Genomic DNA, 22,705 nt, shown 5'->3' with positions numbered 1-22,705 from the left:
ACACCACCTTTAATTATCTGACATATAACCAGATGTTTTTAATTTTGATAGTAATGCATTAAAATCGGCAACTAAATCTTCTACTGTTTCTGCTGTACTATCTGATTGATTTACCATTTTTTCATTTGAAGAAGAAGGAAGGCCAGTAACCTTCGCTCCTTCTTCAATAACAAGCTCTCCACCAATAACCGTTTTTTCTCCGCCTTGTTCCGTATAATTCTTAACGTTATACCCCATCGCATTCTACTCCTTAATTTATTTTTGTTGTAAGACTTTAATTGCTTCTGGCAAGATTAACTTTCCATCGACACGTTGACTTGCTAGGAAACCAACTTGCCCTGTTGTTGCAAAAAGTTCGTTTAAACGCTTGAATGAACGACCTTGTCTGTCTGCAATCCAATAATATCCGAAATCACCAAAGGCGATAGACTTTGCTTTCGTTTCAATAGTCGGTGCATAAGCTGAAGTGAATACTGGACGATTCAATAACGTATCTGGTGTACCGGCAGTTAGTGATGGTTGCCATAAGTACTGACCTTGACCATCTTTTAATTTTCGAATTGCTTTTACTGTTGCATCATTCATAATGAATACTGCATTTTTACGATAAGGCGCCTTCAAAGAAAACACTAAATCAATAATCTCATCTGCAGTAATAGCTGTGGTAGATGCTGCTGTTACTCCAAGTTCAGCACCGCCAGTATCATTAAAGATTCCCGTTGGTTTTCCTTCGCCATTACCTACAAGAAATGCCTCTTCCTCTTTAGCACCAATTCTTCGAGCAAACTCAGTTGAAATATAGTTCTCTAAATTAAACACACTATCATTTAACAATTCATCTGAAACCTTTAACATTGTACCAAGCTTGTACGCTCCGATGGATGTTTGTCCAAATGCTGAGTCACTTTCTTCAAATTCTTCTCCCTCATCAAGCCATGCAGCAGACCCTTTCGTTGTTACAACTGGAATCTTACGGTCACCACTCGATGTCTTAACTACTTTTGCTAATTGACGGAATACATTTTCTTCTTCTAACGTTTGAACAAGTGTACGCTCAAATTCATCTGGAACTAAAAAACCACCTTCCGAGTCAGTTCCTACGGAAAGTGAGTTCATAACTTCTTGTGTTGGCGCTTTACTTCTCATTGCATTCCAAAATGCATTTTTATATTCGTCTGACGCTCGACCTTCTTTTGATTCCATGCCTGGCACAGAAGGTTTACCAATGATAGGTGTATTTATTGGTCGATTTAACTCTGCATCTAATGCTTCTTGCCTTTCTAATCGTTGGATTTCTTTACCTAGATTCATAATATCTTCTTCCATACGATCGTACATCTGCGCATCTTCAGCTGATACTAAACCATCACTTCCTCGTTTTGTATCTAAAAATGCCTTAGCTGCCTCCCATGCTTTTGCTCTCTTCTCTCGTAATTCTAAAATTTTATTCATATTGATTTCCTCCTAATATTTCAATAAATTAAGCCGCTCATAAAGCGGCTCAACTGATTGTTTTACTTGTGGTTTTTGTATTTTGTTTAACAGTGAATTTGTAACTGCTCGCCTACTAAAAACGAAACTATTTTCAGGTTGGTTTTCATCTTTACCATTTGCGAACATAATGGCATCCGCAAATCCGAGTTCAATTGCTTTATGTGCATTAAGCCACGTTTCAGCATCCATTAATTCCGATAGTTTATTTCTTGATAAACTTGTTTTAATTTCATAAGCGTTAATAATGCTTTCTTTTACTTCACCAAGCATATGCACCGTCTTTTTCATTTCTTCACTATCACCAATTGCAACAGTAAATGGATTATGAATCATCATTAGGGACGTTGGTGACATTTGAATTTCAGTGCCTGCCATCGCAATCACAGATGCTGCCGATGCGGCAATGCCGTCAATTTTGACAGTGACATCACCTGGATACTCCATTAACATGTTGTAAATTTGTGCAGCTGCAATACAGTCACCCCCCGGAGAATTAATCCAAACTTCGATATCACCTTTGCCTTGCACGAGTTCATCCCTAAAGGCAGATGGTGTGACTTCATCATCAAACCAACTTTCCTCTGCTATTGCTCCATATAAATGAAGGGTTCGCTTGTCAGTTTCATTTTCTTTTGTCCAATTCCAAAACTTCTTCATCTTCGGTTTCCTCCTTTTCATATTTCTTTGCAAACACACCTGCGTCTTGAAGTTTCGTCATATTCCCATTGATTAAATATAAGTCTCCCCCAAGTTCATCTGGTATTCGGTCTAAGTTCTCGAGTTCACGAATATCATTAGCACTCATCCAGCCATTTTGCCTTGCTGTTGCATAGCCGCTCATTCGTGAGGCATAATCACCTCTAAGCAATCCATCCACATTAAATTTCACAAAGTACGCTTTCTTTTCACTTTTAGTAAATAGTGAACGACTAATTGCTTGTTCCCACCGAATAACCCATGGATCAAGTGTGTATTTAACGAATTCTAACGATTGTTGCTCTATATTAGAAAAGCTCGACTTTTCCAAGTCACCTACCATGTGAGGTGGCACTCGGAAAATTCGAGCAATCTCGTTAATCTGAAATTTTCTTGTTTCAAGAAATTGTGCTTGATCGGGTGCAATTGCGATTTGTTGATACTTCATCCCTTCTTCTAATACAGCTACTCGATGGGCATTACTTGAACCTTGATAAGCTTTATTCCAACTATCCTTTACTCTTTGGGGGTCCTTGATAGTTCCCGGATGTTCTAAGACACCACCTGGTGCCGCTCCATTAGCAAAAAACTTTGCACCATATTCCTCAGTTGCCATTGCTAGACCCACTGCATTTTTAGCCATCGCAATTGGTGAATATCCAACTAAACCATCAAAACCAAGTCCGTGTATATGAAGTACATCTTCAGCTTTTAATGCAATAGTTGTCTTCTCTGACCCATTCATTTCCTCAAATGTTTTTGTGTATAAATAATACAGATTACCTCTCGCATCTCTTTCGACTGACATTTTATTTGGCATAAGTGGGTAAAGTGCAATAACCTCCCCTTTTCCATTGCGAATGATCTGAGCATACGCATTTCCCCATAATAAAAGATGAGTCATTAATGTTTCTCTAAACACAAATGAACTCATCTCAGGATTTGGTTCGTCATGAAGTAAAAAATATAAGGTATGGGATATTGCTTTTTCCTTCCCACCTGTATCTGTGTACTTATATAAGTGCAGTGGTAAACCAGCTACCGCTTCAGCTAATATGCGTACACACGAATATACTGCAGTCATTTGCATTGCTGTAAATTCATTAACGGATTTTCCACTACTAGAATTTCCAAAGATGAAACTATAATTGCTCCCAAATGAATAGTTTTGTGGTTTATCTCTTGCTTTAAATAAATTTGTAAACCACCGCATATGAACATCACCTCCTCAACGTTAGAACACAATCAATCCTCTATCATCATAAACGGAATCACTTGTTCCGCTTCTTCTTATCGCTCGGTCGAGTGCCATAATTGTTGCCACCGCACCATCAATCTTTTCCGTTGATTTTTCCTTGTCAGGTTTAATGTTTCCAGCTGGATCCGTTCGAACATGAATGTTATCCATCATCCAACGTAAAACTGGATGTCCGCCATGAGCAAGTTTTTCTTCTAATGTTAATTTCATCAACTCTTTTGATGATGGGCTCATATCTTTAAAACCTTGTCCAAAAGGAACTACAGTAAATCCTAAACCTTCAAGGTTTTGCGTCATCTGAACAGCACCCCAACGGTCAAATGCAATTTCTTTAATGTTGTATTTCTTTCCTAATTCTTCAATGAATTTTTCAATATAAGCATAATGAACAACGTTCCCTTCCGTTGTTTGCATATGTCCCTGTTGTTCCCACACATCATAAGGTACTCTGTCCCTATCCACACGTTGTCTGATGTTTTCTTCTGGTACCCAAAAGTATGGCAATATTACATATTTATCATCTTCATATTCTGGTGGAAAGATTAAAACAAATGCTGTGATGTCTGTTGTCGATGATAAGTCTAAACCCGCATAGCACTCTCTGCCAATTAAACTTTCAGGGTCAACTGGCAAACTACATCTATCCCACTTTTCCATTGGCATCCATCTGACAGATTGTTTTACCCATTGATTCAGTCTTAACTGCCTAAACAAGTTCTCCTCAGCAGGATTCTGTTTCGCACTTTCACACGCTTGTTCAACTTTCTCAATATCTACTGTAATTCCTAGTGACGGGTTTGCCTTCTTCCAAACTTCTGGATCTGTCCAATCATCATCTTCCTCTGCACCATAGATAACAGGATAAAAAGTAGGGTCTATTTTTCTTCCTTCAAGTACATCTTTTGCTTTTTGATGTACTTCGTAACATATTGAATGTTGGTCATTTCCTGCAGTAGTGATTAAAAAGTACAGTGGTTGTTTCCTTGCGTCCCCTGAACCATGTGTCATAACATCATATAACCTTCGATTAGGTTGCGCATGAAGTTCGTCAAATACAACCCCATGAACGTTCAACCCATGTTTTGTGTAAGCTTCAGCTGACAATACTTGATAGAAACTCCCTAAAGGTTTATAAATTAAACGTTTTTGTGACAACACTGGTTTAAATCTAGCTTTAAGTGCGGGTGATTGTTCCACCATATCGACTGCAACGTCAAATACAATCGATGCTTGTTGCCTATCCGCAGCACATCCATACACTTCTCCACCATGTTCAAAATCGCCACATGTTAAAAGTAAGGCAACCGCAGCGGCAAGTTCTGACTTTCCTTGTTTCTTGGCTATCTCAATATAGGCAGTATTAAACTGGCGATAGCCATTCGGCTTCATCGTTCCAAATACATCTCGAATAATCTGCTCCTGCCAATCTATCAAGTCAAAGTTTTTTCCAAACCATTCACCTTTTGTATGTTTTAAATAACTTATAAAGTTTACTGCCATATCAGCAGCATCCTTATCGTAGTAAGATTGTTCAGCTTTAAAGATTGTTGGTTTATAAATTTCTAGCTTTCTAATTATAACCACCCCCTTAGCAAATAAAAAAACTAAATGAATTTATAAAGTTTTGCACGACAAAAAAGCCCAGATTGCTATCTGAGCTTAAGACATCTATTTAATTGTTCCACAATCTGTACCCTTTTGCAGAACAATATTCACTGTTTAATTCACAATTTATGTGTTAAAATAACTTTAGGTTTAACAAGGAGGAATTTAAATGGGTAATTGTTCATTATTTGTAATTGACTTCTCCATTTTCGTCTAAGTTTTAACACTTAAAACGGAAGGAGAATTAGCACTTAAAACGGAAGGAGAATTAGCACTTGGGTATTTTTAGCATTTTTGTAATAAATACAGTTCATTATCAACCAAATGAAAAATAATTGGTTATAATGAATTGTTAATATAGAAAATTCATTATAACCACATTGGAGTGGGTTATAATCAACAAAAAAGAGATAAAATTTAGTCAAAACTTTATTACCTCGAAACGACATATAAATAAAATTATGAGTAATTTAGAATTAAATAGAAATGATAATGTTTTTGAAATTGGTTCAGGAAAAGGCCATTTCACACTAGAACTGGTTCAAAAATGTAATTATGTAACAGCTATCGAGATAGATTCAAATTTATGTATTCAAACACAAAATAAAGTTACAAATTACGATAATTTTCGAATTATAAATAAGGATATATTACAGTTCAAGTTCCCAAACAACAGAACATATAAAATCTATGGTAATATACCTTATTATATAAGTACGGATATAGTACGAAAAATTGTCTTTGAAAGTAATGCGACAGTTAGTTACTTAATAGTCGAGGAAGGATTTGCTAAAAGGCTACTCAATACAAATCGTTCTCTAGCGTTACTTTTAATGACTGAAGTAGATATATCCATATTAAGTAAAATCCCTAAAGAATACTTTCATCCAAAACCTAAAATTAATAGTTCTTTAATTATGTTAAAAAGACACCCATCAAAAATATCACACAAAGATAAAAAAATATATAATAATTTTGTTATGAAATGGGTTAACCAAGAATACAGAGAACTATTTACTAAAAACCAGTTTAATAAAGCCTTAAGTTATGCAAAAATAAAGGATTTAAGGAACATTAACTTCGAACAATTTTTATCAGTATTTAATAGCTATAAATTGTTTAATAACTAAGTGACAAATTCCTTAGCATTTAATAAAAAGGATTGCCATCTAGGCAGTCCTTTTTTGGTATTTTCCATTCACCTAGTGTGTTCAACTTTGCTTATATATTATCATATTATTCGGACTACACTAATTTCCCTCCATTAGATTCGTTTTCTAAAGTAACACCGTCTTTTTTATATGAATTCTCAACTGCTCTACGTAAATATTCGACATCAAATCCTGCGCTTTGATAACCTTCTAAAATGGTTGAGTAATAGTAACAACTCGGCTGCTCAAGTGGTCTGCCTTCATTCATAATATAGACCATCGCATTTACTGTCTTTTTATCTACTTTAACTTTCATCATTTCTTTTCTATACAGATGTGGCCATCTTAATTTCTAGTGCCTTGTAAAACAAATCGTTTCTACTTGCGATGATGTTTATAAAATTTCTAATGCTTCTTGGTGTATGTGGGCTCCCATCTAAGTGAATGTGAATGCCGCAAGATGAATTTGTAAAGGCGCCGGCTTTTCGTATCCTTCGAACAAGCTCCTGTAAAGTGTCAATGTCTTTTCGGTAGGTTAGAATTGGGCTTACAATCTCAACGCTATAATCTCTGTTTGCGTTAACCCTTCTACCGTTTCGACTAACTTGCGTTCGAATACTTCCGTCATAAACAAATTCCCATATCCGTCCGTCTGGAGCCATCACTTTCTTTACATCGTAATATGTTCCACCTTCGATGTATTCTCCTTCAAGAAACTTTGCCGCTACCTTCGCCGCTTTTTCTCTTGTAATTCCTGTAAATTCAATTTCAATTCCAAACTTTGCGTTTAACATTTTATCATCCCCTTTTAGAGTGATGTGTGTTTTTGTTACATACATATATCACTCTAAAAGCCTTATATAGCAAGTATTATCTACACTTATTCGGATGTATTTTTATTGTTCGATGATTAGACACTTATCGACTCCAAATACAATCCCGAGTGAACTTCCTTTATCCCATTTTATGTGTATTGTTCCAATATCATCAACGTCAGAAACTGTTCCTTCATCTCCTGGAATTAGATTTGAATATGGATCATCCATTTCAATTAAACGTACCCTTGTTCCGGGCTTATATTGTTTTTTTAACTTGGTCAGCGATTCTTTCGTTATATTGTTCATGAAGCTTCCTCCATCTTTTTTGTTCTTTTAAATGAAGAATCACCTGACAACTTTGACATCAGAAGCTTTCTGTCAGTTTTATATTCATCGCCTATAAAATTCAGCTTTAACAGGAAGCATCGAAATGCATATTTTTCGTTTTCGACTTGTTTTTCAACTGCCGTCACTCGTTTTTGTTTCAGGGCTGTTTCGCATAATGCGACAATGAATTTTGTGTATGTTTCTAGTTCATTAGGTGTCAATTCTCGCTCAAACCAAGGAAAGTTTATACGGTCATCTTCTAGTTCAATCCTAGTTGATTCAATAGCTAGTGCCTGTTTAATTAATGTGTTTTTACTCTGAATCAGTTTTTCTAAATTCTCTATTGTTTGTTCATCAAAGGCTTCCCGCGGGTATTCAATGGAAAGTGTATAAGTTTCCGCTTGCTCATGCCGCTCTGCTTCAAAGCTATATTTACTTTCTAATGTTTGGATTAACGCTTCATTAGAAGGTCCTTCCAATGTGCCAAACCTATCAACTACATAATCTCCAATCTGATATGCAAAGCTTGGTGTTCCTTTGTAATCAAAAGGAATATTCAAATGTTCGCTTACAGATTCGACTAGCTTTTTCCGTTCCTTTCCCTTCACATTAAATTTTACAATCATTTTTTATTCCACCTTTCAATTTTGGTACATACATATATCACTCTAAAAGGTGTTTATATCAAGTGTTTTGAACAGATTCCATCTGACTTTCTAATCCTTATTTAATTGCTTAGCGATTCCAGTTAAAACATATATAACACAAGGAAGTGCGACTCCATTTCCCCACATTTTATATTCAGCAGTGTCAGAATGTGGCTGGCTTAACCATTTAATGATTTGCTTTCGAGTTTTAGGTCGTTTATTTTTACTGATTAACTGTCGGTGCGTTTCCCACACTCTCTCCCAAAAGTTAATCTCGTCATCCGAGGGGTTATCATCTTCCAAGTTTCCACACCATCCATCTGGGAAACCTTGCAATCTCCCGCACTCAGTGGGAGTCAATCTTCTCACAATTAAATCTTCTACGTTTACTAATGGTGGATCCTTATAATCAGTAGCAACAAGCGTACTAGCAAGTTCTTTTTCTGCGCTTGTAAAATGTGAGTTTTTACTAGATGAATAGGTTGATTGTTTTCCTTTTCTTAATTCATCTTTACTACTCACAATTGCAATTCCGCCTTGATTACTGTTTGGTGAGTTACCAGATGTATCTATTGTTCTTGACACATCACTTTCATAAATATTTGCTCGAACGTTAACCGTTCCTTCAGATGTCAAACGAATATCAAAGGTTCTCGGTTTCTCTAAAACAAATGGCTGATTGTTTCCACCAGTTCCATATAACGACACAACGGTCTGGGCAACATCAACCGGTCCTTTAATTCTTGCATCCCTTCCATGGTTATCGAATACAAGTGGAGGATGATTTGATTTTGCTCGTAAAGTTGCTGTTACCCCTTTGGTTACATCCATTCGGCTACCACCTTGGTCATTTAAGCAGATATTGCTTGTTTCTTTAGAACTTTTTGAAGTATCTCCGGTAGTTCCTTGCTCCGCTGTTTTGCTCTGCGTAAAATACCCTCGCAAGCTCTCTGACTCAAATAATATTTTGGATGCACTTCTTCCATTAAAATCTGCGACAAGAAAGATTCGTTTTCTTCGCTGGGGTACTCCCCAATATTGAGCATCAAGGACTCGCCAGGCAATTGAGTAGTTATCTCCCAACACTTCTCCTGCGTTTTCCCATTTATCCGGTTTAGGGATATCAACTTTCTCGGTCTTGACCGTACTGAATTCCTCGATGACACTTTTGAAGTCTTCTCCTTTATTTGAGGAGAAGGCTCCACAGACATTTTCCCACACTGCGTATCTTGGATATTCACCATTTGTTTTACACCTCATTTCCTTTATAATTCGCATCGCTTCATAAAATAAAGAGGACTGACTTCCGTCTAGTCCTGCTCGTTTTCCTGCAATTGATAAATCCGTACATGGTGAACCAAACGTGATAACATCGACTGGTTCAATATCAGCTCCATTAATTGAACTGATATTCCCTAAATGCTTCATTTGTGGTATTCGTTTTGATGTAACTCGAATCGGAAATGGTTCAATCTCAGATGCCCATCTCGGTTCAATGCCGCTTATTAGACCAGCAAGTGGAAACCCACCCGAGCCATCAAAAAGCGAACCTAAGGTAAGTTTACGCACTTTCACTCACCTCAAGTTCGCTATAAGCAATCTTTTTATTATTTCGAATAACATACACATCTTCATCTGTTCCAACTTGTTCAATGTATCTTTTCGCAATCACATCACAATATTTTTCATCTAATTCAATCATGTAACATATTCGGTCTGTTTGTTCCGATGCGATTAAAGTCGAACCAGAACCACCAAATGGATCTAGTACAATACTATTTGTTAAACTTGAATTCATAATCGGATAGGCAATTAAAGCAATTGGTTTCATCGTTGGATGATCGGCATTTCGTTTTGGTTTATCAAATTCCCAAATGGTCGATTGTTTCCTATCTGAATACCAACGATGCCTACCTTTCTTTTTCCAACCAAATAATATCGGTTCGTGTTTCCACTGATAAGGTGAGCGACCAAGTACAAGCGATTGTTTCTTCCAGATACAAGTTCCAGATAAATAAAAACCAGCTTCTTCAAATGCCTTACGGAAATTAAGTCCTTCTGTATCCGCATGAAACACATAAATGCTGCCATCTTTCGCAAGTGCATCTTCCGTGTTCGTAAAAGCATCCAATAGAAACTGGTAAAATGTATCGTTATTCATATTGTCGTTTTTAATTTTCCCTGCACTACCTTCATAATCAACATTATAAGGTGGATCAGTGACAACCAAGTTTGCCTTTTTATCCTCCATTAACTTTTCAAAAGTTTCTTTTTTCGTACTGTCCCCGCATACGAGTCGATGTCTACCTAAAAGCCACACATCACCTTGCATCGTTATTGGTGGATTTTGAAGTTCTTCTTCGACATCAAAGTCATCATCTTCTACTCCATCTCGAAGTGTATCTTTAAACAAATCATCAATTTCAGCAGCGTCAAAACCTGTGAGTGAAACATCAAAGTCTGCTGCATCTAAATCTGTCATAAGTACAGCTAATTTTTCTTTATCCCAATCACCGCTAATTTTATTTAAAGCAACGTTTAATGCTTTCTCTTTTTCTTCATTTAATTCAACCACGACACACTCGACTTCAGTTCTTCCCATACTTGCCAAAACTTTCAACCGTTGATGCCCACCAACTACTCTGCCAGTTGTCTTGTTCCAAATGACTGGATCAACATATCCAAACTCCTCGAGTGAACGTTTTATTTTTTCATATTCGCTATCGCCTGGTTGTAAATCTTTTCTCGGATTATAATCAGCGGGAATAAGCTTTTTAACTTCAATCTTCTCTATTATCATATTTACTCACCGCCTGATTAAATTCTTTATACCTTTTCACGTCTTCCCATGGGAATAACCAACTATCGAAATGGCCATAAACTGCTGTATCGGCATACTGAACATCTCGCAACTGTAAGTATTCAATAATCGCTGCTGGTTTTAAGTTAAATACTGCTAGAGCTGCTTGTTCAAGTATTGAATCAGAAACTTTTCCCGTCCCAAATGTATTTATTGAAAATGCGACAGGATTCGCCTTTCCGATAGCATATGAAATACTTACCTCACATTTCTCTGCGTAATCGCACCACACGATGTGCTTGGCAATATGCCTTGCCATATAAGCACCACTTCTATCAACTTTGGTAGGATCCTTTCCTGAAAATGCCCCGCCACCATGCGCTGTAAAACCTCCGTAAGTGTCAACCATCAGTTTTCTTCCAGTTAATCCTGTATCAGCTGTTGGTCCTCCAACAACAAATCGCCCTGATGGATTGATTAAAATATCTGTATTTTCATCAAACGGGAAGTCTTCAAAAACCTGCCATAAGACATTTTCAATAATATCTCTTTCAATTTCTGTTTGTCTTTTATAAGCAAGATGTTGAACAGATACAACAATTGTTTTAACTCTGATTGGTTGATTATTTCTATATTCAATTGTGACCTGGGCTTTCCCATCTGGAAAATATCCTTTAATAATTTTTCCTTTGCGGACTTCATCTAATCGTTTTACAATTTTATGTGAAAGCACTAATGGTAATGGCAGCATTTCCTTTGTTTCATTTGTCGCATAACCATACATTGTTCCTTGGTCACCTGCGCCAATTGTTCCGTAAGGCTCTTTGATTCTCTGACGAGCTTCAAGTGCTGTATCTACCGCTTGTGCAATATCTGTACTTTGTTTCTGTACATATACAGATATTTTAAAATCTGTAGGTTTGTAACCCACATCAACTAATACACTTTTTACAACATCTTTAAGATTAAGTTTTTCGCTACAGGAGATTTCGCCCGCCACGATGATTCTTCCTTTTGTCGCAAGCACCTCACATGCCACACGTGAAGCTTTGTCTTTTGTTAAACAAGCATCCAAAATACTATCTGATATTAAATCACAAAGTTTATCCGGATGACCCGCACATACACTTTCAGCTGTTAAATATTTAATCGTCATCACATTACCTCGTTTCAGTTATTTGCCTTTACGCATCGTTAATAAACGCTCCATCATATCATCTTGTGGATTCGCACCAATGAATTCTGTTGCACTGTTTTCTCTTATAATTTGATAAATTTCTAACCAGAGTCGATTGGTTTGTGTCATGAAGTTTTGACTCATAGCAACATACGGGCTTTGCATAGCATTTCCCGTTGTTGGATGTTTTGCTAAAAAGCCAAACTCTGTCACAGCTGCCTCGCACTGCATCCATCTTGCTGCACTCATAGCATACCTTTCTAAAAGTTGCGGCATGATTAAATGAGCACAGTCCCTTTCATTTAACCAATTCCACGTTTCTTCATAAATTTCTGCCGCTTCAAGAGTTGAACCGTCCTTTTCAGTGGCAGATAGCATCTCTCTTGGCGGTGGCATTTCTTGTCCTTGAAGGTCAGGTGCATGTGTAAATTCGAGCACTTCTAATTTTCGTCTACCTGGATTTCCATCTTCTAATTTTTCGTATAATGGCTTTCTTTTACGTCCAGAACCAACCCGAGCACCGCCCCTATTTGTTCCATCCTTGGCCATTTCAACACCTCATTTCTGCTCGCCCCCTATATACCCTCTTTGAAATCGCGACTTTTTGCGTGACGTTCCCCGCCCGTTGTCCACATCATAAGTTGTAGAGATTGATTACCCCCTACCCCTTCGCCAACGATCACCATCTCGTGCGGTAATCGATGAGTGACAAGGTGTGCAAACAGACATCAGATTGCTTTCGTCATGCGTTCCACCTCTTGACAGCGGTAGGATGTGGTGTACTTCTTGCACTGGAGTCAGCTTCCCGTTTCGCTTACATTCCTCGCAGAGCGGGTTCTTTGCAACGTAACGGTCACGTATCCTCTTCCAGGCACGTCCGTATCGCTTTGCGGTGTTTGGATCACGTTGATACCTTTCATATCTTCTCGCCTCTGCCTTCCGGTGTTCATCACAAAAGCGTTCATGCGTTAACTCAGGACATCCTGGCTGTGAACAAGGTCGCTTTGGTTTCCTTGGCATAACTTTCACCTCCAAACAAAAAAGCCCCCGCAGGATTTCTCCCACGAAGGCTCTCAATATTTTGTCTATATTAATACCATAACATGCTCAAAGTCAAAAAGCGTCCGCAATATTACTCACTTGAATATTCAAAGGTCCATTTTGTTTCTCTTTGATACTTTTACCATACTACCACTATAACCTGCGTAATGTCTAAATGCATCCGCGATTTTACTCACTTGCCATAAAGCAGTAGTGTCAACCTATCCAACGCTCTATTCTTTTTGTTGTAGGCGGATGACCTTTCAATCTTAAAGTAATCGCAAATAGTATGCACAGCTTCGGTTCGTCTTTGATCTTCCACCATATAAAATTCATACAGAACAAACTGTTCATCTTCGGTTAACTCATCCCAAGCAGGCTGGAACCAATTCATATATTCGATGGCTTGTCTTAACCTTTCTTTCAGAACATCAATTTTATCTATGCTATAAGCAATACGGTTTTCATTTGCTTTTGGATTGTGAACAGACGGCATGCCATCATTCACTGGTGCACTTGGGGACATCATTCCATCATGAAGGATTGCAATATCGTCATCGGTATTATCTATAATGTGTTTCATACTATTATAATCTTTTATCACATCAATCGTTGCTGCTCGTTTATCCAAGTAGTGCCATACAATATTCATACAAGAATTCCCCCTTTTAACGTTGCTTTCACTGCATCAATGAGTGCTGACTGCGTATTATTCTTTTTATTTAAGGCATCCATCACTCGTTCGTCCATTGTATCTTTTGCGATTAAATGATGAATAATTACTGTCTCTGTTTGCCCTTGCCTATACAGCCTCGCATTTGTTTGTTGATAAAGTTCTAAGCTCCAAGTGAGTCCAAACCAAACGAGTGTTGAACCACCTGCTTGTAAATTCAAACCATGTCCTGCGGATGCGGGATGGATTGCAGCAATTTGAATCTTTCCCTCGTTCCATTTTTTAATGGAATCATTACTTGTTAAAACTTCTACCTTAAATCGGTTTTGTATTCGGAGCAGGTCGTGTTTAAACCAATAAGCAATTAATACTGGTTTACCATTGGCCGCTTCAATGATATCTTCTAGCATTTCGAGTTTTCGGTCATGTATTTGAGTAACAGAACCGTTATCGCCATAAACTGCACCATTTGCCATTTGAAGAAGTTTGTTTGATAAGACTGCTGCATTTGAAGCGGTTATATCCTCGCCTTTTATCGTTGTAATCAAATCACGTTTCATGACATCAAGCGTTTCTTTTTCTTTCTGATTTAACGAAACAGACATTTCATTCATGACTAAATCGGGTAGTTTTAAATAGTCCGTCCCTTTCATGCTGATAGTGATATCGCTTATTTTTTCATATATCGCTTCTTCTGCCCCTGGTTTTGGTTTATATGAAAAAATCATATGTTGATTTCTTTTGTCAGGATCGAAGTATGATTCTCTGAAACGTCCGATGAATTTTCCTAATCTTTCACCCATATCAAGTAATCGGTACTCCGCCCATAAGTCCATTAAACCATTCGATGATGGCGTTCCTGTTAAACCAACCATTCTTTTTATATTCGGTCTCACCTTCATCAAACTTTTAAATCGTTTTGATTGATGAGATTTAAACGATGATAATTCATCTACAACGACCATATCAAAATTAAAATCGATACCGCTTCTAGCAATCAACCACTCTACATTTTCACGATTAATGATATAAATGTGGGCATCTGAATATAATGCTTCAAGTCGTTCTTTTTCTGTTCCAACAGCAACTGCATAAGTTAATCCTTTCAAGTGACTCCATTTTTCAATTTCTTCTGGCCACGTATTTCTAGCAACTCGAAGTGGTGCGATTACTAAAACCCTATCAACTTCAAATCGTTCTAACATCAATTCATAAATAGCAGTCAGTGTAATCACACTTTTACCGAGACCCATTTCAAGAAATATTGCCGTTATAGGATTTTCTATAATAAAATTTGTTGCAAACTCCTGATATTTATGTGGCTTGAATTTCATCCAACATCTCTCCAATCCTTTTAGGATCATCTAGACAAAAGACAATAAAACCTAGTGATTCTAATTGCTCTTTTCTTTTCAATTGAAGCGGTCTGAGTTTCTTGCCTGGAGCTTTCACTTCAATAAAGGTAATTTTTCCGTTTGGTAGTAACACTAACCGATCAGGCAATCCATCAAAACCTGGTGATGTAAGTTTAATAGATAAACCCTTCATATTTTTGATCGCTTCGCTTAACTTTAACTCGATCGTTTTTTCCCGCATTCCAAACTCTCCTGTTCCAAACATTTTTAAACTTTCTTACGCGCGTATATGCGTATTTGCGTGATTTCATCCTATATTCTTATATTTTCCTAATATCATATTTTTCTTGGAACATTGGAACATGTTTTTTACAAACCCTTATACGACATAGGTTGATTGCTGTTCCTAACTATGTGACGAACTTCTTTTATTTTGTTCCAGGAACATAATATTCTGTTCCAATGTGATGTTTTTGTTCCAAACTCGATTTTTTGGAACGTCACTTTTTTAATTCATACACCCACTGCGTTCCGTAGATGGGAAGTCTCTTTTTCTTTGATAAGCCTGTCCAGCCACCAATGCTCGCCATAATGGTAGATATTTCGTTACCATCTATCCGTCTTAAATTGGAACGTTCCTTTTGGAAACATTCGCACCAAATCTCCATATTAGAAACATGCTCCCGTTTCCAAACACCTTGTTTTGGACTATCACCAAATTCAGTTCCATTGATAAATGCTCTACGTTCAAATAAGTCCATTTCATCCCAATCTTCAGGTAGCAACGTTTCAAGGTATTCACGAACCAAACCTTCTCGCTCGTCCGATTCCATCGCCATTCGTTGTTCTTCTTTCGCTAACTGATCAATATCATGCTCCAGGTACAGCTTTTCACCTTGCTTCACGTATTCGAGTGTTTCTGCCCATATTTGCAGCACTTCTTCTTCAGTTACTTCCCACGATTTCTTTACTCCATCACCTGGAGTTTTCACAGGCCAAAATCTTCTGTTACCTGTCGTATCCCTTAAATAACCTTTTTCAGCATTAGTTGTTCCAAAGAATACACATTGCCTTAAATGTGGTGTAACTCTTTTAGCAAAGCTCGCTCGATAAATGTCGTTTTGTCTTGATAGGAAACTACGTAATGTTTCTACTTCTGCTTTTTTGAGTCCAGCGAGTTCTCCGATTTCAATGATCCAGTATCCTTGTAACTTCTCAGCAGCTGTCTTATCTTTTGTATCTGATAAACTTAAACTATCTGAAAACCACTCACCACCAAGCCTTGCAATTAGCGTACTTTTTCCGACTCCTTGTGGTCCATTTAAAACGAGCATTGAATCAAATTTAATGCCAGGTGTGAGAACCCTAGATATTGCCGCACATAATGTTTTCCTTGTTACAGCACGAACGTATGGATTATCATCCGCTCCTAAATAATCAATTAATAATGTATCGACTCGTGGCACTTTATCCCACTCGGGCAATTCATCGAGATAATCTCGAATCGGATGATACGACCTATCATCAGCTACTTTCGCAATTGCGATATCATAATTTCTAGCTGAAAACGTTCCATAGTGCGTATCGATATAACTAACTAACTGAGCATCATCCGCATCCCGCCAATATTTAGATGGATGCGACCAAGGAACAGGACTAACAATCTCCAAGTTGTCTGATAGCTCATTAAAAACAATCCCTTGAAGGTTTTCATCATGTTCCAAAATTAAAGTAAGGTTTCTAAGTGTATTTTTAACTGCACCTGTTTTATCAAGCTCAAGTTGTCTTTCCCAGTCATCTTCTGTAAACTCAATTTCCGCTTGTTCTTTACGTTCTTCTGCGAACTGCACTTTCACTAGCTCATCCTTTAAAGCAAACTCAGTCATAGCCTTAAAGGATGGGAGTTTTGTTACTGCGGTTGAATAAGATGATTTATCATCTAAATCTTGAAACAAATGCAATCGAACTAGGTCAAACGCATTCAATAAGTTTCCTGAAGCAGGATCTGTTGCATGATGGCTATAAGCAAACTTTCCGTTATATACAACGACCCCAGCAGACGAATCAGCTGGTATATAATCAAATCTTCCTTCCATCAAACTTGGTTCATACACATGCGATAAAAAACTATCAATGGCTTCCTCGATAGAATAAGCCCTACAAAAGGCACCAATAATACCATCCTTCTCTAATGGGTCAGCTTGTTTTTTTATGTTTCGTTGTACAACTTCGGATTGTCTTGATGAAACAGGCCATGTTGTCGTATCTCGCCAATCGTCATATTTCGACAAATAGAAATCAGGATCTAATAACTCACCATCTTTTTGTTCAAAAAAGAACTCACCGTTTGAAGGTGTCGATGGCCAGTACATTAATCTTGAGGGTTCATATGTTGTATCATCAAAATAATCAATACCGATTTCTTTTGCGACCATTCTTGCGACCGCTGGATATTCATCTTCCGAAACATCACGTTTAAACGGAATAATTAAACGTAGCCTTGGTTTTTCAGGAGTGTGTTTATGTGTTGAATATACGCAGCATTTAAAATCATAAAGAAGTTCAATTTGATCCCAAATACCAGGTACTGCGTAGTCCATATCAAGGGTAAGAAGTGAACGTGACAAAACATGTCCGTTCCTTCTTTTCCCCTGCTTTAAAGCACCGCCAACAAAGCCACCAACATCCTTTGTTGCATCTTGTTTTGCACGATTCATTTTTCTATATTCATCTACCGTTTCAGTTGTACGGATTGTCTGATTTACAAGATTAATAAACTCGTCCCACGTTACATCTTTGTTCTTCCACTTTCTGTCCATTCGACTATTTCCGACAGCTATTTTCATATCGATTACCTCCAATGCTTAACTGTCCATTTCAATTTTAGGTAAGATTCCTTTTGCTTTTAGTAAGTCATAAATAAACAAACGACCTTTTTGCGTCCAGTAAGTATGAACTTTTGAACGATCATATCCATTGCTATCTTTAAATGTGTGAGTTTTTGTTGTTGTATAACCAAACTCTGCATGGTTTTGATAAAGCAACCAAATCTTCCCTTGTTTATATTGAACACCTTGTTCGTGTAAATATTTATTTAACCAACGGGCAGACTTTCCATAATCTTTCGCAATCACCGAAATCGCAACTGCATCTTTACAATTCAAAACAACATCGTAATAACTTGCTTTGGGTTTCATTTCAACAATTTGCTGTTCCTGGACTTTCGCTGTTTCTGATAATTGATTATTTTTTAATCGCTCTGCTTTTAATTCTTCTAACGCTTTAATCAAAATATCTGGATTAGCTAATACTTCATCCACTGCGTACAATCCATGTTTTCGAATTGACGGAAGGACGTCATGTGTAATCCATCTTCTGAATTTTTTAGCTTCTGGTTTTCTTGAGAGTAAGATAATATTGTATAATCCACTCTCATTTATAACGGAAACTTCCTGTTTTCCACCAAGGGTGTCGACAGTATCTACACCCTTTTCATCTGCATCTAAACGAGCGATAACATCACGATTATTTTTAATACCTAAGACATCGCACACATCTTTTGCAACCCACCAAACATTACCGTCTTTAAAAGATGTTCTTACCTCGTTTCCTTCGAAGTTAAAAGTTTTAATATTGTTCATCATATAAATGAACCTCCTACAAATAGTTGTAGAGTAAAAGAAAATTTACCCTCACCTATATGCGAAGAAAAAGGGGCATTCGAACCCCCTATAATTAATCTTTTTTATAAAAGTTTGTATCAAATCCATCCGCACGTAATTCCAAAGTTTCTGCCCAAGGTGGAGATACACTCATTAAATCACTGATATATTCGACCGTTACATCGTTTGGTGCTTCAATGACAATTTCGTCATGTACGTGCATGACAATACGAAAACCTTCATCATGAACGCGCTGTAAGGCAAAACACAATAAATCTCTTGAAACAGCCTGCACAATATTCTCGACAAACTTCGGACCATAGCTAAATATTCGCTCCCACTTCTTTGTCGCACCAATACCTTCATAAGAAACAGATTCATTTCCAAAACTATTTATCCCTATTCTTGGCTTTACATAAGAGAGCCATCTACCTGAAGGTAAACCAATCAGTAACATCCCACTTTGGTATTCAAACTTAATGCCATGGGTCATATGTGCTTTTCGTTGTCTCACAGTTTCTTTTGCTGCACGATCAACATCCCACCAAAATTTCACTATTTTTGAATTTGACTGCCGCCACACATCAACAAGTGGTTTTAATTCATGTTCTTCAAGTCCCATACTAAGAGCACCCATTGATTTCAGCGCACCAACAGAACCACCATAACCAAGCGCTAATTCAGCAATTTTACCTTTTTGTCTAAGTGGACTATCCTTAGTAATCTCATCCAAGGGAACTTTAAACATTTGAGAAGCAGATGCTTCATAGATTTTTCCGTGTGATGCAAACACTTCATTTCTCCATGTTTCTCCTGCAATCCAAGCAATCACACGTGCTTCAATTGCACTAAAGTCAACGATTATGAAGCGATTGTTCCGAATAGGAACAAATGCGGTCCTTATAAGCTGAGAAAGTACACTCGGAACAGATTCATATAAAATTTGTAAGGCTTCAAAATTACCTTGTTTCAATAAAGCACGTGCTTCGTCTAAATCGGATATATGGTTTTGCGGTAGATTCTGAACTTGAATTAACCTTCCTGCAAATCTCCCTGTACGATTTGCACCGTAAAACTGAATCAATCCCCTCGCTCGTCCATCACGACAAACGACATTTTCCATAGCCGCGTATTTTTTCACGCTTGATTTTGCGAGTTGTCTTCTCAGTTGAAGCACTTCTTTAATTTCACCTTCATTACTTTCAATTAAATGAGTTACAGCTGCCTTATTTAAACTGTCTGTTTCTACACCTTTTGTTTGTAACCATTCACGCATTTGTTTAACAGAGTTCGGGTTTTCTAGCTTAGTAATTTTCTTCATACGACTGATTAACTGATTGCGAATTAAGTCATCACATTTAATAGCCTGGGCAACTAACTCCAAATCTAGCTTTATTCCCCTATCATTAATTAACTGATCAAGAAGGTAGTTATCCCACTCTGCTTCGGGCATTGGAAATTTAGATAGTTTATCTTGTATCGCAATTTCAGTTTCTACATCACGTTTGTTGTATGCTTTAAAACTGTCCCATCGCTTAGGATCGTGTTCTTTTAGATTTCTTGTTCGGCCGCCATTTGTTTTTGTTGGTCTACAAGGAATAGAGAAAAAACGAATTAAATCTTTTCCTTCCGACATCTTTTGTTTATCTGCTCCCGTTACCATTGCAGCACCTTCTAAAGATAACGGTAAGCCTAAATAAGCAGACCACACCATTGTGCAACGCCAATCTACAGGTGATAAATCTTGCTTAAAATGTTTACTTAAACAAATCCGTTCAAACTGAGCATTAAAGGCCCATTTTGTTATATCTTTATTAAATATTGCTTGTTCGATTTCATGTGGAATCAACTCACCATTCGCTAAATCAATAACATGAACAGGTCCACTATCCACACTGTAAGCAAATAGCATTACTTCAAAATCATCTGCCTCCACATAGCGATAGACCCCGCTTTTAGCGAGGTCCACACTACTATACGTTTCAACATCGATATGCATTGTTTTCATGATAAGAAGTCATCATCCACATCAGTAGCAAAGTCTACCGATGCATCCGTTCTTCCACCTAATGGCTCCCCATCACGAATCTTTTGAATGTTACCAAGACCACAGGCAATGCCTCGGTTACCATTGGAGTTAAAAGCGTAAAAGTTAATACTTACGCGAGCATACACACCTGAGTAAACTTCTGAACGCTCTAAAATTGGATTAATATCAGCATCTACAATCTGTGGTGGTGTAATACTGTTTGCATTTACAAAGAAACTATCTGCATATGCTTCATCATCCGAACGATCAATATCTCCATCACGAAGCGGTAATTTTAACGACTGTTTGTTTGGAATCTTCCCACCAAACTTTCCACGACCTTCTTCAATTGCAGCATCGACTGCTTTTTCAATTGCCTCTAAAGTTTTCGTATCACTTTTTGGAATAATCACACTCACGCTATACTTTTCTTTTCCACCATTAATTGACTTTGGCTCCCACACGTTGGCATAAGATAAACGCACTACCCCTGTAATTACTTTTGTTGGATTTTTTACTGTTTTCGACATAATTATTTCTCCTCCATAAATTCATTTTTTGCTGTTGATATATTTATTTCTGGACGCTTATCCGATACCGGAACAAGTGTCGGCTTTCCGCTTGGCTTAATAATAAAATCACCAAGCACTTCATTAAATTTCTTTTTACCCATCAGCTTTTCCATGTTGGTTATTGTCAGCAGACTTTGCTTGTAAATATCTTCATAGCCTGCCTTCTTTGTGGCTTCAGCTACCGCTTCTTCATCTGCATATTTACGATTAGACCTACCTTCTACAACCTTAAAACCTGCCCACTGTTTTCCTTGCTGAACAGCAGCATTCGTTGCATAAGCAAATATTTCATTCGCCCATTTAGTAAGGTCATTTACATGAAGTAAGATTTCAGCAATTTCACCATCTGTTAATAAGGGTGGTTTTTTAAACTCAAATTTTGCTACCTTCAAATTTTCTTCCGCCCTTGCTCTGCAATCCACAGACGCCCTACAAAACCTACACCATTCACCTGGCTTAAATTCACCATCACCTTTGAACGCTAATTCAGCTTTTGGTTTAAGTGTGTTTTCTGCCCAATCTATTAGACTAGTTTTGCTTATTTCAAAAGTTGAGATGTTTTCACGTCTTGGTTGATAGATGGTCATTTTTACTGCACTGATATCATAAATTGCATCAAATAGATTAAGTGCCCCTAATGCATAAAGCATCATTTGCGGGTTATTTTCTGCTTCAACTAAAACACCTTGTCCATATTTAAAATCAATAACATGAACCACATCATCTGCAACAATGACACAGTCACCTGTCCCAAAACCTTCTGGGACATAATTCGAAAAGTCCAATCGCTGTTCAATAAGAAGAAGTGGATCTTTTGTTATTTGCTTTACTGCCGCTAATTCTTCTAAAATAAACTGGACATATTCATCGGTATAACGCTCCATCTCTTCAGAATCGTAAATGGATGTTGGCTTTTTCGTTAGGATCTTTAATGCAGCTCTAAGTTTATGTTCTCCTAGTTCATGAGCGGCTGTTCCTTCCTTGGCAGCTTCACCACTGGAATCTTCAAACTCTAATTCAAGACGAGCCGATGGAGTACAATTCATCCATCGATGTGCCCCTGAAGCGGATAAAATAGCATGTTTCGTCATTGCAATTCCTCCGCATCTTTCATCAATGCTTCATAGTCTTTTTCTTCAATCTCACTTAGCTTGGTTGCACCGTATTTTTCAAGTAACTTTTTAATGTCAGCTGTAAAACCCGCTTGGCTCTTTTGTGCAAGTAATGTACGAACTTCTTCAAGCGATATTTTTTTCGGCTTCGCTTTTTTTACTGGTGCTTTTTCTTCTGTTCGTGGTGTTTCTTCATTACTCGCCAACACTTCAGCAATCGTCTGAAGTGAACCAGCTAAATTTTGTAAATCAGTGACTACATCGAGAAGTAATTTTGTTCTGCTCATA

25 protein-coding genes are annotated in these 22,705 nt (G+C 37.5%); 2 read left to right on the top strand and 23 right to left on the bottom strand.

Going from position 1 to position 22,705, the window contains the following annotated elements; genetic code table 11:
• Window positions 1–9: 9 nt before the first annotated feature.
• The 5 genes from DX933_RS15495 to DX933_RS15475 are packed head-to-tail and all read right to left on the bottom strand — an operon-like array spanning window position 10 to window position 5,023.
• A complete protein-coding gene (locus DX933_RS15495) occupies window positions 10–237 on the bottom strand; it encodes a Head fiber protein (protein ID WP_123317343.1) in 228 nt (75 codons plus the stop codon).
• An 18-nt stretch (window positions 238–255) separates the two neighbouring features.
• Window positions 256–1,452, bottom strand: coding sequence for a phage major capsid protein (locus DX933_RS15490; RefSeq protein WP_123317342.1), 1,197 nt, complete (start codon window positions 1,450–1,452; stop codon window positions 256–258).
• Between the two features lie 12 nt (window positions 1,453–1,464).
• Window positions 1,465–2,151, bottom strand: a complete 687-nt coding sequence (locus DX933_RS15485; RefSeq protein ID WP_123317341.1) for a head maturation protease, ClpP-related — start codon at window positions 2,149–2,151, stop codon at window positions 1,465–1,467.
• On the bottom strand, window positions 2,117–3,403 hold the full coding sequence (locus tag DX933_RS15480; protein ID WP_123317340.1) for a phage portal protein: 1,287 nt from the start codon (window positions 3,401–3,403) through the stop codon (window positions 2,117–2,119). The genes DX933_RS15485 and DX933_RS15480 overlap by 35 nt, the downstream gene beginning before the upstream one ends.
• 21 nt (window positions 3,404–3,424) lie before the next feature.
• Window positions 3,425–5,023: a terminase large subunit gene (locus DX933_RS15475; RefSeq protein WP_123317387.1), complete on the bottom strand. Its 1,599-nt coding sequence runs from the start codon at window positions 5,021–5,023 to the stop codon at window positions 3,425–3,427.
• Between the two features lie 305 nt (window positions 5,024–5,328).
• Between DX933_RS15475 and ermCL the strand changes: the two genes are divergently transcribed.
• Together ermCL and erm are read left to right on the top strand one after the other, a co-directional pair.
• Window positions 5,329–5,388, top strand: coding sequence for a 23S rRNA methylase leader peptide ErmCL (gene ermCL, locus DX933_RS15470; protein ID WP_123317386.1), 60 nt, complete (start codon window positions 5,329–5,331; stop codon window positions 5,386–5,388).
• Window positions 5,389–5,448: 60 nt separating this feature from the next.
• A complete protein-coding gene (gene erm / locus DX933_RS15465) occupies window positions 5,449–6,183 on the top strand; it encodes a 23S ribosomal RNA methyltransferase Erm (protein WP_123317385.1) in 735 nt (244 codons plus the stop codon).
• 115 nt (window positions 6,184–6,298) lie between these two features.
• Here the strand turns inward: erm and DX933_RS15460 are convergent, their stop codons facing one another.
• The 18 genes from DX933_RS15460 to DX933_RS15375 all read right to left on the bottom strand — a co-directional run bounded on the left by DX933_RS15460 (window position 6,299) and on the right by DX933_RS15375 (window position 22,704).
• Entirely contained in the window at window positions 6,299–6,520 is a 222-nt protein-coding gene (locus DX933_RS15460) for a hypothetical protein (RefSeq protein ID WP_223805996.1), read from the bottom strand.
• Window positions 6,521–6,530: 10 nt separating this feature from the next.
• A complete protein-coding gene (locus tag DX933_RS15455) occupies window positions 6,531–6,998 on the bottom strand; it encodes an amidoligase family protein (protein ID WP_223805995.1) in 468 nt (155 codons plus the stop codon).
• 102 nt (window positions 6,999–7,100) lie between these two features.
• Window positions 7,101–7,328, bottom strand: a complete 228-nt coding sequence (locus tag DX933_RS15450) for a DUF4314 domain-containing protein (protein ID WP_123317339.1) — start codon at window positions 7,326–7,328, stop codon at window positions 7,101–7,103.
• Window positions 7,325–7,975, bottom strand: coding sequence for a virulence protein (locus DX933_RS15445; protein WP_123317338.1), 651 nt, complete (start codon window positions 7,973–7,975; stop codon window positions 7,325–7,327). Before DX933_RS15445 ends, DX933_RS15450 begins: the two co-directional genes overlap by 4 nt.
• 90 nt (window positions 7,976–8,065) lie before the next feature.
• A complete protein-coding gene (locus tag DX933_RS15440; protein ID WP_123317337.1) occupies window positions 8,066–9,565 on the bottom strand; it encodes a DNA cytosine methyltransferase in 1,500 nt (499 codons plus the stop codon).
• Window positions 9,558–10,796, bottom strand: a complete 1,239-nt coding sequence (locus DX933_RS15435) for a site-specific DNA-methyltransferase (protein ID WP_123317336.1) — start codon at window positions 10,794–10,796, stop codon at window positions 9,558–9,560. Before DX933_RS15435 ends, DX933_RS15440 begins: the two co-directional genes overlap by 8 nt.
• Window positions 10,777–11,952 carry a methionine adenosyltransferase gene (metK, locus tag DX933_RS15430; protein WP_123317335.1) on the bottom strand — a complete coding sequence of 392 codons (1,176 nt, stop codon included), beginning with the start codon at window positions 11,950–11,952 and terminating at the stop codon, window positions 10,777–10,779. The genes DX933_RS15435 and metK overlap by 20 nt, the downstream gene beginning before the upstream one ends.
• Window positions 11,953–11,970: 18 nt before the next feature.
• A complete protein-coding gene (locus DX933_RS15425; protein ID WP_061114380.1) occupies window positions 11,971–12,522 on the bottom strand; it encodes a P27 family phage terminase small subunit in 552 nt (183 codons plus the stop codon).
• 105 nt (window positions 12,523–12,627) lie between these two features.
• A complete protein-coding gene (locus DX933_RS15420; RefSeq protein WP_120021212.1) occupies window positions 12,628–12,993 on the bottom strand; it encodes an HNH endonuclease in 366 nt (121 codons plus the stop codon).
• A 214-nt stretch (window positions 12,994–13,207) separates the two neighbouring features.
• Complete coding sequence (locus tag DX933_RS15415; protein WP_123317334.1) at window positions 13,208–13,666, bottom strand: hypothetical protein; 459 nt, start codon at window positions 13,664–13,666, stop codon at window positions 13,208–13,210.
• On the bottom strand, window positions 13,663–15,021 hold the full coding sequence (locus tag DX933_RS15410; protein WP_123317333.1) for a DEAD/DEAH box helicase: 1,359 nt from the start codon (window positions 15,019–15,021) through the stop codon (window positions 13,663–13,665). The genes DX933_RS15415 and DX933_RS15410 overlap by 4 nt, the downstream gene beginning before the upstream one ends.
• Window positions 15,002–15,283: a VRR-NUC domain-containing protein gene (locus DX933_RS15405; RefSeq protein WP_123317332.1), complete on the bottom strand. Its 282-nt coding sequence runs from the start codon at window positions 15,281–15,283 to the stop codon at window positions 15,002–15,004. The genes DX933_RS15410 and DX933_RS15405 overlap by 20 nt, the downstream gene beginning before the upstream one ends.
• A 259-nt stretch (window positions 15,284–15,542) precedes the next feature.
• Window positions 15,543–17,888: a virulence-associated E family protein gene (locus DX933_RS15400; RefSeq protein ID WP_123317331.1), complete on the bottom strand. Its 2,346-nt coding sequence runs from the start codon at window positions 17,886–17,888 to the stop codon at window positions 15,543–15,545.
• A gap of 18 nt (window positions 17,889–17,906) precedes the next feature.
• The gene (locus tag DX933_RS15395; protein ID WP_449579705.1) at window positions 17,907–18,686 is read right to left on the bottom strand and encodes a phage antirepressor KilAC domain-containing protein; all 780 of its coding nucleotides are present in this window, start codon (window positions 18,684–18,686) and stop codon (window positions 17,907–17,909) included.
• 91 nt (window positions 18,687–18,777) lie between these two features.
• Complete coding sequence (locus tag DX933_RS15390; protein ID WP_123317330.1) at window positions 18,778–20,712, bottom strand: DNA polymerase; 1,935 nt, start codon at window positions 20,710–20,712, stop codon at window positions 18,778–18,780.
• Window positions 20,709–21,263, bottom strand: a complete 555-nt coding sequence (locus tag DX933_RS15385) for a DUF2815 family protein (protein WP_061114387.1) — start codon at window positions 21,261–21,263, stop codon at window positions 20,709–20,711. Before DX933_RS15385 ends, DX933_RS15390 begins: the two co-directional genes overlap by 4 nt.
• A 2-nt stretch (window positions 21,264–21,265) precedes the next feature.
• On the bottom strand, window positions 21,266–22,396 hold the full coding sequence (locus DX933_RS15380) for a DUF2800 domain-containing protein (RefSeq protein WP_123317329.1): 1,131 nt from the start codon (window positions 22,394–22,396) through the stop codon (window positions 21,266–21,268).
• The gene (locus DX933_RS15375) at window positions 22,393–22,704 is read right to left on the bottom strand and encodes an rRNA biogenesis protein rrp5 (RefSeq protein WP_123317328.1); all 312 of its coding nucleotides are present in this window, start codon (window positions 22,702–22,704) and stop codon (window positions 22,393–22,395) included. The genes DX933_RS15380 and DX933_RS15375 overlap by 4 nt, the downstream gene beginning before the upstream one ends.
• Window position 22,705 lies beyond the last annotated feature (1 nt).

It is taken from the genome of Ornithinibacillus gellani, assembly GCF_003730295.1.
Classification (GTDB): domain Bacteria; phylum Bacillota; class Bacilli; order Bacillales; family Amphibacillaceae; genus Ornithinibacillus_A; species Ornithinibacillus_A gellani.
The sequence above is the reverse complement of the archived record's forward strand: the minus strand, read 5'-3'. Positions and strand labels throughout refer to the sequence as shown.

Bases quoted from the DNA above. Each gene is read 5' to 3' on its own strand.
- DX933_RS15385 (WP_061114387.1), bottom strand. From the start codon at position 21,263: ATGTCGAAAACAGTAAAAAATCCAACAAAAGTAATTACAGGGGTAGTG.
- DX933_RS15410 (WP_123317333.1), bottom strand. From the start codon at position 15,021: ATGAAATTCAAGCCACATAAATATCAGGAGTTTGCAACAAATTTTATT.
- DX933_RS15425 (WP_061114380.1), bottom strand. From the start codon at position 12,522: ATGGCCAAGGATGGAACAAATAGGGGCGGTGCTCGGGTTGGTTCTGGA.
- DX933_RS15445 (WP_123317338.1), bottom strand. From the start codon at position 7,975: ATGATTGTAAAATTTAATGTGAAGGGAAAGGAACGGAAAAAGCTAGTC.
- DX933_RS15415 (WP_123317334.1), bottom strand. From the start codon at position 13,666: ATGAATATTGTATGGCACTACTTGGATAAACGAGCAGCAACGATTGAT.
- DX933_RS15420 (WP_120021212.1), bottom strand. From the start codon at position 12,993: ATGCCAAGGAAACCAAAGCGACCTTGTTCACAGCCAGGATGTCCTGAG.
- DX933_RS15400 (WP_123317331.1), bottom strand. From the start codon at position 17,888: ATGAAAATAGCTGTCGGAAATAGTCGAATGGACAGAAAGTGGAAGAAC.
- DX933_RS15485 (WP_123317341.1), bottom strand. From the start codon at position 2,151: ATGAAGAAGTTTTGGAATTGGACAAAAGAAAATGAAACTGACAAGCGA.
- DX933_RS15480 (WP_123317340.1), bottom strand. From the start codon at position 3,403: ATGCGGTGGTTTACAAATTTATTTAAAGCAAGAGATAAACCACAAAAC.
- DX933_RS15380 (WP_123317329.1), bottom strand. From the start codon at position 22,396: ATGACGAAACATGCTATTTTATCCGCTTCAGGGGCACATCGATGGATG.
- DX933_RS15460 (WP_223805996.1), bottom strand. From the start codon at position 6,520: ATGAAAGTTAAAGTAGATAAAAAGACAGTAAATGCGATGGTCTATATT.
- DX933_RS15450 (WP_123317339.1), bottom strand. From the start codon at position 7,328: ATGAACAATATAACGAAAGAATCGCTGACCAAGTTAAAAAAACAATAT.
- DX933_RS15495 (WP_123317343.1), bottom strand. From the start codon at position 237: ATGGGGTATAACGTTAAGAATTATACGGAACAAGGCGGAGAAAAAACG.
- DX933_RS15455 (WP_223805995.1), bottom strand. From the start codon at position 6,998: ATGTTAAACGCAAAGTTTGGAATTGAAATTGAATTTACAGGAATTACA.
- metK (WP_123317335.1), bottom strand. From the start codon at position 11,952: ATGACGATTAAATATTTAACAGCTGAAAGTGTATGTGCGGGTCATCCG.
- DX933_RS15390 (WP_123317330.1), bottom strand. From the start codon at position 20,712: ATGAAAACAATGCATATCGATGTTGAAACGTATAGTAGTGTGGACCTC.
- DX933_RS15405 (WP_123317332.1), bottom strand. From the start codon at position 15,283: ATGCGGGAAAAAACGATCGAGTTAAAGTTAAGCGAAGCGATCAAAAAT.
- DX933_RS15435 (WP_123317336.1), bottom strand. From the start codon at position 10,796: ATGATAATAGAGAAGATTGAAGTTAAAAAGCTTATTCCCGCTGATTAT.
- DX933_RS15395 (WP_449579705.1), bottom strand. From the start codon at position 18,686: ATGATGAACAATATTAAAACTTTTAACTTCGAAGGAAACGAGGTAAGA.
- DX933_RS15375 (WP_123317328.1), bottom strand. From the start codon at position 22,704: ATGAGCAGAACAAAATTACTTCTCGATGTAGTCACTGATTTACAAAAT.
- DX933_RS15490 (WP_123317342.1), bottom strand. From the start codon at position 1,452: ATGAATAAAATTTTAGAATTACGAGAGAAGAGAGCAAAAGCATGGGAG.